Source organism: Nonomuraea sp. B5E05 (assembly GCF_039880665.1).
Taxonomy (GTDB): domain Bacteria; phylum Actinomycetota; class Actinomycetes; order Streptosporangiales; family Streptosporangiaceae; genus Nonomuraea.
Genome location: NZ_JBDPMJ010000033.1, coordinates 13,074 through 26,288, shown reverse-complemented (window position 1 = coordinate 26,288; position 13,215 = coordinate 13,074). Strand labels below are relative to the sequence as shown.

Annotated in this window: 17 protein-coding genes; 8 read left to right on the top strand and 9 right to left on the bottom strand. The window is 68.7% G+C overall.

The genetic code is table 11. The annotated features are described in order from the left end of the window. Positions 1 to 158 precede the first annotated feature (158 nt). Both ABGB01_RS39400 and ABGB01_RS39395 read left to right on the top strand, forming a co-directional pair. Positions 159 to 992 carry a serine hydrolase domain-containing protein gene (locus tag ABGB01_RS39400; RefSeq protein WP_347778860.1) on the top strand — a complete coding sequence of 278 codons (834 nt, stop codon included), beginning with the start codon at positions 159 to 161 and terminating at the stop codon, positions 990 to 992. Then, positions 964 to 1,815: a hypothetical protein gene (locus ABGB01_RS39395; protein WP_347778859.1), complete on the top strand. Its 852-nt coding sequence runs from the start codon at positions 964 to 966 to the stop codon at positions 1,813 to 1,815. Before ABGB01_RS39400 ends, ABGB01_RS39395 begins: the two co-directional genes overlap by 29 nt. A 19-nt stretch (positions 1,816 to 1,834) precedes the next feature. Here ABGB01_RS39395 and ABGB01_RS39390 read toward each other — a convergent pair whose 3' ends face one another. Further along, a complete protein-coding gene (locus tag ABGB01_RS39390; protein WP_347778857.1) occupies positions 1,835 to 2,128 on the bottom strand; it encodes an antibiotic biosynthesis monooxygenase family protein in 294 nt (97 codons plus the stop codon). Between the two features lie 204 nt (positions 2,129 to 2,332). Here ABGB01_RS39390 and ABGB01_RS39385 point away from each other — a divergent pair, with 204 nt between their 5' ends. Beyond that, positions 2,333 to 3,175 carry an SDR family NAD(P)-dependent oxidoreductase gene (locus tag ABGB01_RS39385; protein WP_347778856.1) on the top strand — a complete coding sequence of 281 codons (843 nt, stop codon included), beginning with the start codon at positions 2,333 to 2,335 and terminating at the stop codon, positions 3,173 to 3,175. A 63-nt stretch (positions 3,176 to 3,238) separates the two neighbouring features. Here ABGB01_RS39385 and ABGB01_RS39380 read toward each other — a convergent pair whose 3' ends face one another. After that, entirely contained in the window at positions 3,239 to 3,811 is a 573-nt protein-coding gene (locus ABGB01_RS39380; protein WP_347778855.1) for a helix-turn-helix domain-containing protein, read from the bottom strand. A 132-nt stretch (positions 3,812 to 3,943) separates the two neighbouring features. On the opposite strand from ABGB01_RS39380, the gene ABGB01_RS39375 reads away from it, so the two are divergent. Continuing rightward, positions 3,944 to 4,681 carry an SDR family oxidoreductase gene (locus ABGB01_RS39375; protein WP_132638634.1) on the top strand — a complete coding sequence of 246 codons (738 nt, stop codon included), beginning with the start codon at positions 3,944 to 3,946 and terminating at the stop codon, positions 4,679 to 4,681. A 151-nt stretch (positions 4,682 to 4,832) separates the two neighbouring features. Here ABGB01_RS39375 and ABGB01_RS39370 read toward each other — a convergent pair whose 3' ends face one another. From ABGB01_RS39370 to ABGB01_RS39360, 3 genes are all read right to left on the bottom strand, one after another. Further along, positions 4,833 to 5,579 (bottom strand): hypothetical protein, encoded by a 747-nt coding sequence (locus ABGB01_RS39370; protein WP_347778854.1) that lies wholly within the window; start codon positions 5,577 to 5,579, stop codon positions 4,833 to 4,835. A 69-nt stretch (positions 5,580 to 5,648) separates the two neighbouring features. Further along, positions 5,649 to 5,933 (bottom strand): DUF1540 domain-containing protein, encoded by a 285-nt coding sequence (locus tag ABGB01_RS39365; RefSeq protein ID WP_347778852.1) that lies wholly within the window; start codon positions 5,931 to 5,933, stop codon positions 5,649 to 5,651. Between the two features lie 283 nt (positions 5,934 to 6,216). Beyond that, on the bottom strand, positions 6,217 to 7,185 hold the full coding sequence (locus ABGB01_RS39360; protein WP_347778850.1) for a WYL domain-containing protein: 969 nt from the start codon (positions 7,183 to 7,185) through the stop codon (positions 6,217 to 6,219). 123 nt (positions 7,186 to 7,308) lie between these two features. Here ABGB01_RS39360 and ABGB01_RS39355 point away from each other — a divergent pair, with 123 nt between their 5' ends. Continuing rightward, entirely contained in the window at positions 7,309 to 7,704 is a 396-nt protein-coding gene (locus ABGB01_RS39355; protein WP_347778941.1) for a RidA family protein, read from the top strand. 209 nt (positions 7,705 to 7,913) lie between these two features. Here the strand turns inward: ABGB01_RS39355 and ABGB01_RS39350 are convergent, their stop codons facing one another. Then, positions 7,914 to 8,369 (bottom strand): MarR family transcriptional regulator, encoded by a 456-nt coding sequence (locus ABGB01_RS39350; protein ID WP_347778848.1) that lies wholly within the window; start codon positions 8,367 to 8,369, stop codon positions 7,914 to 7,916. Positions 8,370 to 8,451: 82 nt separating this feature from the next. Here ABGB01_RS39350 and ABGB01_RS39345 point away from each other — a divergent pair, with 82 nt between their 5' ends. Further along, positions 8,452 to 9,009, top strand: a complete 558-nt coding sequence (locus ABGB01_RS39345) for a YceI family protein (protein WP_347778846.1) — start codon at positions 8,452 to 8,454, stop codon at positions 9,007 to 9,009. Positions 9,010 to 9,272: 263 nt separating this feature from the next. On the opposite strand, the gene ABGB01_RS39340 is transcribed toward ABGB01_RS39345, so the two are convergent. Continuing rightward, the gene (locus tag ABGB01_RS39340; RefSeq protein ID WP_347778844.1) at positions 9,273 to 9,806 is read right to left on the bottom strand and encodes a VOC family protein; all 534 of its coding nucleotides are present in this window, start codon (positions 9,804 to 9,806) and stop codon (positions 9,273 to 9,275) included. Positions 9,807 to 9,951: 145 nt separating this feature from the next. Further along, on the bottom strand, positions 9,952 to 11,118 hold the full coding sequence (locus ABGB01_RS39335; RefSeq protein WP_347778843.1) for an NAD(P)/FAD-dependent oxidoreductase: 1,167 nt from the start codon (positions 11,116 to 11,118) through the stop codon (positions 9,952 to 9,954). A gap of 53 nt (positions 11,119 to 11,171) precedes the next feature. On the opposite strand from ABGB01_RS39335, the gene ABGB01_RS39330 reads away from it, so the two are divergent. Together ABGB01_RS39330 and ABGB01_RS39325 are read left to right on the top strand one after the other, a co-directional pair. Further along, positions 11,172 to 11,864: a TetR/AcrR family transcriptional regulator C-terminal domain-containing protein gene (locus tag ABGB01_RS39330; protein WP_347778842.1), complete on the top strand. Its 693-nt coding sequence runs from the start codon at positions 11,172 to 11,174 to the stop codon at positions 11,862 to 11,864. Between the two features lie 88 nt (positions 11,865 to 11,952). After that, positions 11,953 to 12,387, top strand: coding sequence for a hypothetical protein (locus tag ABGB01_RS39325; protein ID WP_347778841.1), 435 nt, complete (start codon positions 11,953 to 11,955; stop codon positions 12,385 to 12,387). A 115-nt stretch (positions 12,388 to 12,502) separates the two neighbouring features. On the opposite strand, the gene ABGB01_RS39320 is transcribed toward ABGB01_RS39325, so the two are convergent. After that, positions 12,503 to 13,180: a metalloregulator ArsR/SmtB family transcription factor gene (locus tag ABGB01_RS39320; RefSeq protein ID WP_347778839.1), complete on the bottom strand. Its 678-nt coding sequence runs from the start codon at positions 13,178 to 13,180 to the stop codon at positions 12,503 to 12,505. Positions 13,181 to 13,215: the final 35 nt, after the last annotated feature.

Below are 13,215 nucleotides of genomic sequence, written 5' to 3'. Positions count from 1 at the left end.
CCAACAGTACATTGCAACGACGCCTCGGCAAGGATTGCATTTTCCGACATTTCTGTTGCAACGATTCACGTTAGAGCCCGCTGATTCGTTGACTGGTCTGGAAAGGCAACGTAGCTTTTCCCTGCTTCGAAAGACTCAGTGGTGACAAGGAACCCCTTATGGAGAAAACGTTGGACGTGACCCGCATTCGAGCCCGCGTCGCCGAGTTGCTGGCCGAATACCGGATCCCGAGCGCCGCGATCGGCATCCTCCACGGCGGGCAGACCACCGGCTTCGCAGTCGGCGTCAGGAGCGTCCTCACCCATGACCCAGCGACGTCCGGCACCATCTACCAGTGCGGCTCCGTGTCCAAGACCTGGACCGCCCTCGCCTTCATGCAACTCGTCGACGAGGGGAAAGTCGCTCTGGACGAGCCGGTGCGGACCTACCTCCCCGATTTCCGGGTGGCCGACCCCGACGTCAGCGCCAGGGTCACACCCCGCCACCTCCTCAACCACACCCACGGCATCGAGGAGGACTACGGAGATCCTGGCGAGGGCGACGACGTGTACGAGCGCATGGTGCGCAACACCGCCGGCGCACGCCAGGTCCACCCCTTGGGCCACACGCACGGCTACAGCGCGGCCCTTGGCTACGCGATCCTCGCCCGCATCATGGAGGTGATCGACGGCGGGCGGTGGGACGACATCATGAAAAATCGCCTGTTCGACCCCTTGGGACTGATCTCGACGAGCAGCCGGCGCGAGCACGTGGACCAGGACCGGGCCGCGACCGGGCACCTGATCCGATCCCTCGAAGAGGGCGCCGTCCTTTCACCGCTCAGTCACCTGCCACGCTCCTTCGGCCCCGGAGGCAACGTCAACACGACTGCCTCGGAACTGCTCACGATGGCGTACGTCTTCCTCCACGAAGGAAAGGCGCCGAACGGGACCACCATCGTCTCCCCCCGGCATCATCCGCGAGATGACGCAGTCGCGGGTTCCCATACCTGACCCGTACACGTTCGGGCCGGAATGGGCACTCGGCCTCATCGTGTGCGACTGGCACGGGCAGACCGTCTACGCCCACGACGGCAGCGCGGTCGGCCAGAGCGCCCGGCTGCGGATCCTGCCGGAGTCGGACATCGCCGTCTCGATGCTGGCCAACGCCGGACCACGCGACAGCTTTTACCGGAAGGTGTTCAACGAGATCCTGGCCGACCTCGGCGCGGTCACGATCCCCGGCCTGCCGGCGCCCGACCCCACCCTGGCCCTCGATCTGTCCAGGTATGAAGGCTCCTACCAGCGCCCCGGCACCCGCTACGAGGTGGCGGCCGAGAACGGGAAGCTGCACCTCACACTCTCCCTGAACCCCACGGAGGCACGACTCCTCGACCGGCCGGAACAGCTCGACTACGAGCTGCTGCAGATCAGCGAGACCCACTTCCTGATGCCTTCGGACGATCCGTTGGAGGACCCTCAGACCGTCGCGATCTACGACTTCGAGAATGGCGCCGCACGGTATCTGCACATCAATTGCCGAGTGCATCCGCGAGTGCGTGAGGAGGGTGGCACGGTGCCCGTCATGGCTGTTTCCACGATCTCTGACACCAACGCTTTCTGGGATTCCGTGAAGCAGGCGTACGGCCGGCTCCCCCAGGGCGCCAGGTGGACGCTGGCGGTGGCGAGCACCGACGGGGCCAAGGCGGTCAACGTCATCATGCACGACTCGATCGACGACGTCAGGAACTTCCTCGAGGGCCACGTCGGCGCCTTCGCCACGACCGACTACTTCGAGGCCGACGCGGCCAACGCGGTGGGCCTCCCGACGAAGTGACCGCTGAAGCGCGCAGGCGCTAGTCGAAAGGCGGGCCGGAGGCGGCAATCACGTGCTTGAACACCTGGACGTCCTTGAGTTCGCAGTCCCCGGTGGGCCTGGGGGCGACCGACCGCCAGGCGTCCAGCGCCTCCTTGGACTCGAAATGCTCGAAGATGTTCACTCGGCCAGGGTCGACCAGGTCGGCTGAGATCGCCACATCGATGCACCCGGGATAGTCGCGCGCCGCCTCGACGATCCCGCGATGCGCCTCGACGCAACGATCCCTGGCCTCCGGATCGACGAACACCTTTCCCGCCACGATCACCGTCATGATGACGCTCCTCCTGCCTTGCGTACCGTTCCCCCATACCGACCGGCCGAGGGCGGAGAACTCATCGGTACTCGCCGCGTGTGGTGGCGCACATCACAGGGCCGCCCTGTCACAGGGATCGGGCGGCCGGTGCCTCATGTTCGTCAGGACGCCGCGCGGACGATCCGCGTGGCGTGACCACCGCATGAAGATCGGAAAGACATCATGAGCAAGGTCTGGTTCGTGACCGGTTCGTCCCGAGGCCTGGGCCGTCAGTTCGTCGAGGCCGCGCTGTCGCGCGGTGACAGGGTGGCCGCGACCGCCCGCAACGCCGCGAGCCTGGGCGAGCTGGTCGCCGCCCACGGTGAGGCGGTGCTTCCGCTGGAGCTGGACGTGACCGACAAGGCCGCCGTCTTCGAGTCCGTGAAGCGGGCCGCCGAGCACTTCGGCCGTCTCGACGTCATCGTGAACAACGCCGGCTACGCCCAGGTCGGCGCGATCGAGGAGCTGACCGAGCAGCACCTGCGCGACCAGCTGGAGACCAACCTGTTCGGCGCGATGTGGGTGATCCAGGCCGCACTGCCCTGCCTGCGCGAGCAGGGCGCGGGGCACATCATCCAGCTGTCCTCGGCCGCCGGGCTCCTCGCGATGCCGCTCAGCGGCGCCTACAGCGCCTCCAAGTGGGCCCTGGAAGCGGTGAACGAATCCCTCGCCCAGGAGGTCGCCGAGTTCGGCATCAAGGTGACCATCATCGAGCCCGGCGGCTTCGCCACCAGGGACGGCAAGAACCCCGATCCCCTCGCCAACGGCCACCTGGCCGAGCCCGACCCGATCTACGACGGCCTCCGCCAGCGGCTGGCGGGGTTCGCGGGCAAGCAGCCCGCGGGCGATCCGGCCGCCGCGGCACGGGCACTCCTCAAGCTCGTCGACTCCGACGAGCCGCCCCTGCGGGTGCTCTTCGGGCAGGGCTTCTACCCGATGCTCCAGCAGGCCTACGCCGACCGGCTCAAGACCTGGGCCGACTGGCAGGACCTCTCGGCGCAGGCTCACGGCACGCCGGATCGGTGACCTCCGGCCGACGCCGCCAGCCCACCCGCTCACCGGCCCTGACGCTCGGTCTCGCAGGCGGACTCACGGACGAGACCTCAGTCCGTCCAGGGTGAGGTCGAGCAGGCGTTCGGCCCGGTCTCGTTGGTCGGGCTCGGCCGAGGTCAGGGCGATGCCCGCGAGGGCGGCTCCCAGATCCGCCGGGCTGATGTCGGTGCGGATCGTCCCGGCGGCGGCGCAGGCGTCCATCAGGGTGGTGATGGCGGCCTGGATCATGTCGCGGCTTTGACCGTAGGGGTTTCCTCCCGTGGCGACGATGGCGCGCAAGGCGTCGGCCATGCCGAGTTTGGCGGTTACGTAGTCCAGGAAGAGGCGTGTCCAGGCACGCAGGGCGTCATCGGGCGGGTGTGCCGTGAGCAGGCCGGGCACGGCATCGCACAGTTGAGCCACCTCGTTGCGGTAGACCGCCTCGATCAGGGCGTCCCGGGTGGGGAAGTTGCGATAGAGCGTCGCGGTGCCCACGCCCGCCTCCTTGGCGATGCGCTCCAGGTGCGCGTCCAGTCCCTCCTCGGCGAAGACGCTCGCCGCAGCCGCGATGATCTTCTCCCGGTTGCGGCGCGCGTCGGCTCGCAACGGGCGTGGTGCATATGTGCTCACGGCGGCCGTCGTCCTCTCCGGTTGCTAAACGGAGGCGCGCCCACTTAAGCTGCACTAAGTGGTGGCGCCTCCACTTCCACTGTAGGTCAAGGATCGACCTGCGGTCTGTTCCTCGTGGAAGGACTACCGATCATGACAGGGATCGCCGGCAAGGTCATAGCGATCACGGGTGCCAGCAGCGGCATCGGAGCGGCGGCGGCTGCGCACCTCGCCGGGAAAGGGGCCCGGCTCGTACTCGGCGCACGAAGAGAAGACCGGCTGCACGCGGTGGTGGACCAGATCGTCGCACAGGGCGGCTCAGCCGTCGGAGCCGTCATCGACGTGACGCGCCGTGCGGACCTGAAGCTCCTCACGGACACGGCGGTCCATCAGTACGGCCGGCTCGACGTCCTGGTCTCCAACGCCGGCACGATGGCGGTGTCACCGTTCGACGAGTTGCGCCAGGACGACTGGGACGCGATGGTCGCCACACACGTCAACGGTCTGCTGAACGGCATCGGAGCGGCCCTGCCCGTCTTCCGGCGGCAACGCTGCGGCCAGTTCGTCAACGTCGCCTCCACCGCGGCCTACGTCGTGAAATCCCCGCAGGGCGTCTACGCCGCCACCAAGACTGCGGTCAAGGTGCTGACCGAGGCCCTGCGGCAGGAGTCGGGGCCCGACCTGCGCGTCACCCTGGTCTCACCCGGATTCACCGACACTGAGGGGGTGGGCAAGGGGGCAAGCCCGTCCGTGGCGGAGGCGATGATCCGGCAGCGCGACGAGATCGCCATCCCGCCCTCCGCCGTCGCGTCCGCGATCGGGTTCGCGATCGAGCAGCCCGCCGGCGTCGACATCAGCGAGGTCGTCGTCAGGCCCACCGTACAAGCCTGACCACCGCAGCCAGGGGCCAGGCACGGTCATGGCGCCCCGCTGACCTTCAGGCCGTACTGGTGAGGTCGCCTATTCGACCGTCGCGAGTTGTCAGTGCCGTGGGACCTGCTGGTGACCTTCCGTCTTCCCCGGGAGAAGACGGGCGCATCGGCTAGGTCCGGTTGGGCAGGCGAGCGCGGGAGGTCAATGCCAGCACCCCCGCGATCAGGTACGGCCAGTCGAACAGCTCCAGAGGGCTGGAGCAGTTGTGCGGCGCGTTGGACAGGAGCCAGGCGGCGGGCTGGAACAATGCGGGCGCCAGCAGCACCAGGCCACAGAGCGGTGCGGCCCGATATCCGGAGAGCACGGCACCGATCGCGGCGGCCGCGACCCAGTAGTAGAGGCCGTGGGCGGTGTCGAGGTGGTAAAAGGCCAGCGCCCATGTCCCCTTCACGTCCGCGTAGCAGCCGAAGTCGCTGGTGGGGGTGTTCCTGGCCAGGGTCCGGCCGAGCGCGAGCAGCACGACCGCGCTCCAGATGATCGCCCGTGGCCATGGCACCCGCTGTTCCGGGCGGGTCCGCAGGAGAGCGACGAGGGCGATCGCCTGGCAGGCCAGTATGGAGCCGAACTGCGGGCCGAAGCCGCCGGTTCCAGAGACCACGAGGGTCGACACGGTGAGCATCAACGCCACGGCCGCGGCGATCGCGCCGACCTTGGGAAGCCACCGCGGCACCCAGAGCGCGAGGAACGCCAGCAGGACCGGCAGGTAGTCGGTGGCGTAGCCGTAGGCCACCCCAATCGCGAGCTCCAGCGGATCCGGCTGCGGCGGCTCGTGGCCGAACCAGGCGAAGCTGCGGAGCATCAGGATGGATAAGAAGGTCGGCGCGGTGGCCGCCAGGATGGCCAGGAGACGGAACATCGGCAGCCTCTCACGCGAAGTCCCCGAAGTCGACGACGACCTGCTGCCACGCCCGACCTGAGTTGCTGCTCAGGCGGGCGAAAAGGTGAGGCAGTCCGCCGCGTTCTCCACGTAACCGACTCTGATGCCCGGAGCCTGGCATTCAAACTGGCTGTTGTGCCGGCAATCGGACATCTTGCATGCGCCGACATGGCCTACGGCTGTGGGGTCACCTCCCTTGGCCGGAGCGCTGAAGAAGGTGTCGCAGTGGGCATGACGGGCGTCACCCACGGTGATGGCCAGTGCGTGACAGGTACGGTCGGAGTTGTAGGCGCACGCTTCCACTTCGCACGCGTTGACAACAGGCATCTCCATCGAAATCCCCCAAAGACATGAAGTGAGGCCCAGGCTGGTGAGCAGCCCCTCGGGACCACTCAGACATGCTGCCCCGGCTTCCGAACACTCACTCTGTGTCGTCATGAAACAGGGTGAAATCTTGGCCTTCGCGAGGGCGCGCTGCTCCGGCAGCTTGAGATCTACGTCAGCAAGCAGGTAGCTGCCCGCATCCGGTACAGCGGAACGAGAACGTAAGCTCAAAAGAGGTCGGGGGCGGGTTCGGTGGATTCTGCTCCGTTGCTGCTGGAGACCCCTTTCAGGATCAGCCCGCGTAGCGGGTGGCGATCGCGGCGGCGCGGTTGCGCAGGGAGGTGCGCAACCACTGCGGGGCCAGGGCCTCCGCGCCCGTGCTGAGCTGCCACAGCGCCCATTCGGCGTGTCGCGCGTCCTGGAAGGACACCTCCATCCGCAGCCGGCCGTCCGCGTCGGCTTCCTCGGTGTGGACGGCCACCGCGGTGCCCACCAGCTCCTCCCGCCGCCCCAGGTCCACGCGGACCAGCACGGTGACCTGGTCGCCGCCGGCCCGGAACCGCGTGCTGCGTTCCTGCCAGGCCCGGTCGAGATCGACCCGGTCTGGTCGCTGTGCCGGTTCGGGGAGTTCCTCGGCGGCCAGGACCCGCGACAGCCGGTAGGTGCGGTCCGCGCCAGACCTCGTGGCCAGCAGGTAGCCCCGGTCGCGTACGGTGACCAGGCCGATCGGGTCCACCGTACGCCACTTCGGGGTCTGGCCCACCGCCGCGTAGCGGATGCGCAGCTTGTGTCCGGCGAGCACCGCGCGCCGGACCTCGGCCACTATGGCGTCAGGCACCTCCTCAGCGACCATCCGGCGAGAGAGAAGGTCGGTCTCCGGATCGATGAGCAATCGCTCCGCCGCGCCGGCCGCGGTGTTCCTGTAGCTCTCGGGCAGCGCGTCGACCACCTTGAGCATCGCCGAAGCGAGCGCCGAGCCGAGGCCGAACGCCTGCGCGCCGCGCCGCGATCCGGCGATCAGCAGGGCAAGAGCCTCGTCGTGGTTCAGCCCGGTGAGCTCGGTACGGAAACCGGGCAACAACGCGAAACCGCCGTGCCGGCCGCGTTCGGCGTAGACCGGGACGCCGGCCGCGGACAGAGCCTCGATGTCGCGCAGCACGGTGCGGGTGGACACCTCCAGCTCGCGGGCCAGCGCGGCCGCGGACAGCCGGCCGTGCCGCCGCAGCAGCAACACCAGCGAGACCAACCGGTCGGCGCGCATACGAGGAAGTTATCGGAATACACGACAAAGGATGTCGTAATTTGCCGGGAGGCTTGTCATCGCGGCCCACCGAGGCCGGTGTACGTCCCTACTTTCGATGAATCGAATGGAGCTGATGTGGCAATGAAGCGAACGGCGGTCAACCCGTGGGCGTGGTCGGTGGAGCTGGGGTACAACCAGGGCGAGGTCGTCTCCGGGCACACCCGGACGCTCTACTGCGCCGGGCAGACCGCGATGAGCGGCGACGGCAAGCCCCAGCATGACGGTGACATGGCGGCGCAGCTGGCGCTGAGCCTCGACAACGTGGAGGCCGTTCTCGGCGAGGCCGGCATGTCCCTCGCGGACCTCGTCCGGCTCAACGTCTACACCACCGACGTCGATCTGCTCTTCCAGCACTACGGCGTGCTGGCGTCGCGGTTGGGCGCCGCCGGGGTGGCGCCGGCCACCACGATGCTGGGGGTGACACGGCTGGCGATCCCCACCCTGATGGTCGAGCTTGAGGGGACCGCCGTCGGGTGATGCGACCTCGCCGTACGTCGAGCAGCGGGCCCCACGCGCCGACGGCGCCGACAAGTCCTCGCCCCGGCCGACGAACACCGGGCTGACCACGCTGCGGGTACGGCATCGCCAGCCACGTCGCCGAAATCCGATCCGCTGGGGCGCGGCACGGTGGAGGTCACCGAAGGCCGGGCGGCTGCTCCCCGCGCGGTCGTGGTCCGACCTGCGCCCTACCTGGTGTCGGTCAGGTGCTTCAGGAGGGTCTCGCTGATATCGCCGAGCTGGCGGATCTGTTCGGGCGACAGGAGGTCGACGAGGTGGGTGCGCACGCTCTCCACGTGGAGGGGGGCGGCGGTCTCGAGCGCGGCTTTTCCTTCGTCGGTGAGAATGGCGAGCCAGCCACGCCGGTCGCCCGCGCAGTGCTCCCGGCGCACCCACCCGGCCTGTTCCAGCTTGTTGATCGCGTGGGAGATGCGGCTGGGCTTGGAGTGGGTCCAGTGAGCCAGTTCGCTCATGCGCATGGTCCGGTCCGGTGCCTCCGACAGCAGAACCAGGAGTTCGTAGTAGGTGGGCGGCATGCCGGCCCCAGCCTGAAGGTCGCGTTCCAGCCGGTCGGCCAGCAGACGGCTGGCCCGGCCGAAGGCCCGCCAGGTCCGCTGTTCGTCGTCGGTGAGCCATCTCGTCATGACCACATCGTACGCAATAGTTGCGCACTGAAATACCCGGAGGTAATGTCGTACTGAATCATTCAGCACTGAACCATCCTGGATGGAGCGCGACGTGTACCCCAACGAGCTCAGCGGCACCTACACCATCGACCCGGCGCACAGCCGTTTCGGCTTCGTGGCCCGCCACGCGATGGTCACCAAGGTGCGCGGCAGTTTCCCCGTCGTGGAGGCCACCGCCCACCTGGACGCCGCCAACCCGTCCGCCTCCACCGTCCGCGTGAAGCTGGACGCGACCGGCGTGGACACCGGCAACCCACAGCGTGACGGCCACCTGCGCACCGGCGACTTCCTCGACGCCGAGACACACCCGCACATCACCTTCACCAGCACCGGTGTCAAGCACATCGACGACGCCCGCTTCGAGGTGACCGGCCAGTTGACCATCCGGGGCGTCGCCCGCGAGATCACCATCCCGCTCGAGTTCGCCGGCACCGCCGTCGACGCCCAGGGCTTCACCCGGGCCGGCTTCGAGGGCAGCACCGTGATCAATCGCAAGGACTACGGCGTCAGCTTCAACGCCGTCCTGGAAACAGGCGGGGTGATGATCTCCGAGAGGATCACGCTCGAGTTCGACGTGTCCGCCGTCAAGAACGCCTGAAAGCCCCCGTCATGCGTGTGCCTTCGGAGTGATCACCATGGCCAACGCTGCTACGGCGATCCCCGGCCGACCGGATCGTCCCGTCAGCGGCATACTCGCCGAACGCACTGACCCTGCAGTACGCGACCGAGCTGCGTTCGGCGGTCAGTGCCTGTCTTTGAACCCCGGACTGGATCTTGTAGTCGGTAACTGTCGGTCGCCCGCATTGTGAGAGCTGAGGTGTGAAAAAAGACCCCGGCTCGCCGCCGAAATCCACCAGCGCGCTAGCTGGTCGTCTTGACGGGCGCGCTGCTGCGTCCCACGTGTCGACCGCTGAGTTCGGTGTCGAGCGTCTCTTGAGCCACACGCATGGCCTCGGCGTATACCGGATCCTGGAGTCGCCTCCACATCTCATCCTCGGAGACGTCTTCAACGCTGCTGACCACCCACCAGATGTTGCCGAAGGGGTCCTTGATGCGTCCTCCACGCTGTCCGAAGGCGTTGTCCGCCAGTGGGGTGATGACATGGCCGCCGGCCGTAATGGCTTGTGAGAACGTTTGATCCGCGTCCGCGACGAACACGCGCAGTAGGCTCGGATTGTGAGGCCAGTCCGCGTGTCGGTCGAAGGCCAACACGACCGTGTCACCGATTCGGATCTCACCATGACCGATCAAGCCGTCCTCGGTAGCCACCCGCCCGAGTTCTTCGCCGCCGAATGCCTGCGTAACGAAGTCGAGGAAGGCTCCTGTGTCGTCGGTGACGACCCAGGGTGCGACGGTGGTGTAGCCCCCGGGCGCGGCGTTGGTCTGCTTAGGCATCGCTGTCCTTTCGCCGGCACTGCTTGTCAGCAAGGAAAATAGATGCGCAAGAGGCCAGTTGCGTTCCTAAATTGACGATTGGGGTGCGAGGGCCCGAGGAACATTGGATCGATCACCGCCCACGAAACCGACTCGTCGGCGGCGCTCAGGACGGCTGGACTTCGTCGAAGAAGGCGAGGGCTTCGGTGGGGTCCGGGCTCACGAGGCGTTCCAGGCCGGCCGCCGTGATCTCAGCCCACCTGCCGGCCCGTGCCCACATCTGTTCCTCGAAGGCGCGGACGACCTTGTCCAGATCGCCAGGGGCGGCGGCGACGGACTCGGCGAGTTCGGCGCCTTCCAGCATCGCGAGGTTGGCGCCCACCCCCAAGGGGGGCATCAGATGGGCGGCGTCGCCCAGGAGGGTCACCCCGGGCACGTGGGCCCAGGTGTGGGACACGGGCAGGACGTAGAGGGGGCGGTGGACGAAAGCGGTGCCGTGGCGGAGGAGGTCGAGGACGGGAGCGGTCCAGCCGTCGTACAGAGCCAGCAGGCTTGATCGCACGGCCTCGACGTCGGCCAGGTCCAGGCTCGTGTCCGGGTCCGCGCGCCGGTTCAAGCCCAGATGCCGGTCCAGATCCGTGTGCCAGTCCAGTGGCGCGCGGAACTGGGCGTACACCTTGACGTGGCCGCCGCTGTTGCGCTGGGCGACGAGGGCGCGGTTCACGCCGTACGCGGCCACGGAGCCGTCGCCGATCAGCCGGGCGAGGTCGGGGTGGCGGGTGTCGACGTCGTCCAGGGAGGTCTCGACGAAGGTGACGCCGGTGTAGTGCGGCGTCGCGGGCGAGACCGCCGGGCGGACCCGGGACCACGCGCCGTCCGCGCCGACCACGAGGTCGTACGTCTCCTGCCGCCCGTCCGCGAAACGGACCAGCACGCCATCCCGGGTCCCCGGCTGCACCTCCGTCACGCCCCGCCCCCACTGAACGTCCAGGGGGCCGAGCAGCAGGTCCCGCAGTTGTCCGCGGTCGATCTCGGGATTGGCCCGGTCGTCCGGGCGCGGTTGCCAGTCGCGAAGGACGGTCCCGTCCGTGTCCAGGATACGCATGGCCTGCCCTTCGGGACGGGACAGCGCCTGGAACTCCGCCAGCAGCCCTGCCTTGTCCAGCGCGAGCTGGCCCAGCTTTTCGTGCAGGTCCAGCGTGCCGCCCGGAGGGCGGGCGTCGGGGGCGGGATCGCGTTCGAGCACGGTGACGGGGTGATCACGGCGGTGCAGGACGCGGGCGAAGGTAAGCCCGGCGGGGCCGCCTCCGATCACGGCGATACGGTGCCTCATGTCGATACACTGTATTGCTCTGAGACAATGTATCGCAACAGTACGATGTATCCATGACTGTGTGGGACCGTCCGGAGCCGCCGACTCGCCCCGCGCCGCTCGACCGGGAGCGCATCGTCGCCGCTGCCATCGCGCTGGCCGACGAGGGCGGGCTGGAAGCGGTGTCGTTGCGCAAGGTCGCCGCCCGGCTGGAAGCCGGCCCGATGCGGCTGTACGGATACATCTCCACCAAGGAGGAACTGTTCGACCTCATGATGGACGAGGTCCACGCCGAGATCCTCCCCGAGGAGCAACCCGGCGACTGGCGGGAGGCGCTGCGCATCCTCGCCGGCCGCACCAGGCAGGCCGCCCTCCGTCACGAATGGCTGGCCGACCTGCTCGGCGGCCGTCCGGCCCTGGGTCCCAACGCCCTCGCCGTGACCGAGGCCACGCTCGCCGCCTTCGACGGCCTCGCCGACCTCGACACCGTCATGCGCGCCGTGGAAACCGTCAGCGCCTACTTCACCGGCGCGATCAGGCGCGAGATCGCGCACCTGCGGGCCGAGCGCGCCACGGGCCTGTCCGAGCGCGACTGGCAGCGCACCTCCGGCCCTCATGTGATGAGGATGCTGGCCACGGGCCGCTTCCCGGCGCTGGCCAAGGTCGTGCACGACGGCACGGACGTGGACGCGGAGACGTCGTTCGCGACCGGCCTGGACTGGGTCCTCGACGCCGTGGCCGCCAAACTCGCCCGGCCGCCGGCATGAGGTCTCCACGTGACCTCCGCGCCGCCAGCCTGCGCGCCTCCCTGCTCGATCAGCTGGAGCGCCGGCTACGCGGGCAGTGTCCAGGCCCATGGCCGACAGCACCGGGGACGGGGTGTGGGTGCCGCTGTGGCAGGCCGAGCCGGTGGAGGCCGCCACGGCGGGCGCGGCGGCCAGGAGGTCGTGCCCGCGGGTGCCGTCGATGCTGATGTTCAGCGTGTTCGGCAGGCGCTGGCCGGCGGGGCCGTTGAGGTGGACGCGGCCCGGCAGCGCGTGGCAGGTTTCCAGCACGGCCGGGTGCTCGGTGGCCTGGGTGATCACGTGCGGGTGCGGGCGGCCGGCGGCGAGCAGCGCGCCGCGCACGGCCAGCAGGTTCGCCTCGGAGCCGGAGGCGGTGAACAGCATCTGCGGCGCGTGCGCGCCGATCAGGGCGGCGACCTGCGCGCGGGCGTCGGCGAGCGCGCGGCGCGGCCGCTCGGCGTACGGGTGGCTGCTGGAGGGGTTGCCGAACCAGGTGGTCAGGTAGGGCAGCATCGCCTCGGTCACCCGGGGGTCGACGGGTGTGGTGGCGTTGTAGTCGAGGTAGACCGGCCCGCCGGCCAGCCCCGGATGCCGCATCGGGTGTGGGGCGGTGCGGGCGGTCATGCGGGTGCTCCGGTCTCGACGGGCAGGGCGGACAGCCGCCACTCCAGCATGCCGTCGCTGAGCCGGATCGCCCGCCGGCCGCGGTCGGTCAGCAGCCGGACCGCGTCGTAGGCCAGCACGCAGTACTCGCCGCGGCAGTACACGACGGTCTCGACGTCGGCGGGCAGTTCGCCGATGCGGTCGGCCAGTTCGGCGACGGGGATGGACAAAGCGCCGGGGATGTGGCCGGCCAGGTACTCCTCCACCGGCCGCACGTCCAGTACCACCACCTCGCCCGCCCGCACCCGGGCGCACAACTCCTCCCGCGAGACCTCCACCGCGCCGTCGTTGCCGAGGTAAGCCTCGCGTGCTTGCGGAACGGCGGCCTGGTGGGCCTCGGCGACCTTGCGCAGCAGCGCGAACAGCTGGGCGACGTCGTCGCCGGCCAGCCGGTAGTAGATGCGCACGCCGTCGCGGCGGGTGGCGACGAACCCGGCCTGCTTGAGCGTCTGCAGGTGGGCCGAGGCGGTGGTCAGGTTCAGCCCGGCGGCCTTGGCCAGAGCTTCGACGGTGCGCTCTCCCTGGGCGAGCAGGTCGAGCAGTTCCAGGCGTTTTCCGCTGGCCAAAGCCTTGCCGCTGGCTGCGAACGCTTCATACAGGAAACCCTTGGCCTGGGCTCGGGTTGCGTCACTCATCCAATCCTCCATTAATCTGTGGAATATCGTACCTA

Coding starts and splice junctions, on each gene's coding strand:
- ABGB01_RS39400 (WP_347778860.1), top strand. CDS start 159: ATGGAGAAAACGTTGGACGTGACCCGCATTCGAGCCCGCGTCGCCGAG.
- ABGB01_RS39395 (WP_347778859.1), top strand. CDS start 964: ATGACGCAGTCGCGGGTTCCCATACCTGACCCGTACACGTTCGGGCCG.
- ABGB01_RS39390 (WP_347778857.1), bottom strand. CDS start 2,128: ATGACGGTGATCGTGGCGGGAAAGGTGTTCGTCGATCCGGAGGCCAGG.
- ABGB01_RS39385 (WP_347778856.1), top strand. CDS start 2,333: ATGAGCAAGGTCTGGTTCGTGACCGGTTCGTCCCGAGGCCTGGGCCGT.
- ABGB01_RS39375 (WP_132638634.1), top strand. CDS start 3,944: ATGACAGGGATCGCCGGCAAGGTCATAGCGATCACGGGTGCCAGCAGC.
- ABGB01_RS39370 (WP_347778854.1), bottom strand. CDS start 5,579: ATGTTCCGTCTCCTGGCCATCCTGGCGGCCACCGCGCCGACCTTCTTA.
- ABGB01_RS39365 (WP_347778852.1), bottom strand. CDS start 5,933: ATGGAGATGCCTGTTGTCAACGCGTGCGAAGTGGAAGCGTGCGCCTAC.
- ABGB01_RS39360 (WP_347778850.1), bottom strand. CDS start 7,185: ATGCGCGCCGACCGGTTGGTCTCGCTGGTGTTGCTGCTGCGGCGGCAC.
- ABGB01_RS39355 (WP_347778941.1), top strand. CDS start 7,309: ATGAAGCGAACGGCGGTCAACCCGTGGGCGTGGTCGGTGGAGCTGGGG.
- ABGB01_RS39350 (WP_347778848.1), bottom strand. CDS start 8,369: ATGACGAGATGGCTCACCGACGACGAACAGCGGACCTGGCGGGCCTTC.
- ABGB01_RS39345 (WP_347778846.1), top strand. CDS start 8,452: ATGGAGCGCGACGTGTACCCCAACGAGCTCAGCGGCACCTACACCATC.
- ABGB01_RS39340 (WP_347778844.1), bottom strand. CDS start 9,806: ATGCCTAAGCAGACCAACGCCGCGCCCGGGGGCTACACCACCGTCGCA.
- ABGB01_RS39335 (WP_347778843.1), bottom strand. CDS start 11,118: ATGAGGCACCGTATCGCCGTGATCGGAGGCGGCCCCGCCGGGCTTACC.
- ABGB01_RS39330 (WP_347778842.1), top strand. CDS start 11,172: ATGACTGTGTGGGACCGTCCGGAGCCGCCGACTCGCCCCGCGCCGCTC.
- ABGB01_RS39325 (WP_347778841.1), top strand. CDS start 11,953: ATGGCCGACAGCACCGGGGACGGGGTGTGGGTGCCGCTGTGGCAGGCC.
- ABGB01_RS39320 (WP_347778839.1), bottom strand. CDS start 13,180: ATGAGTGACGCAACCCGAGCCCAGGCCAAGGGTTTCCTGTATGAAGCG.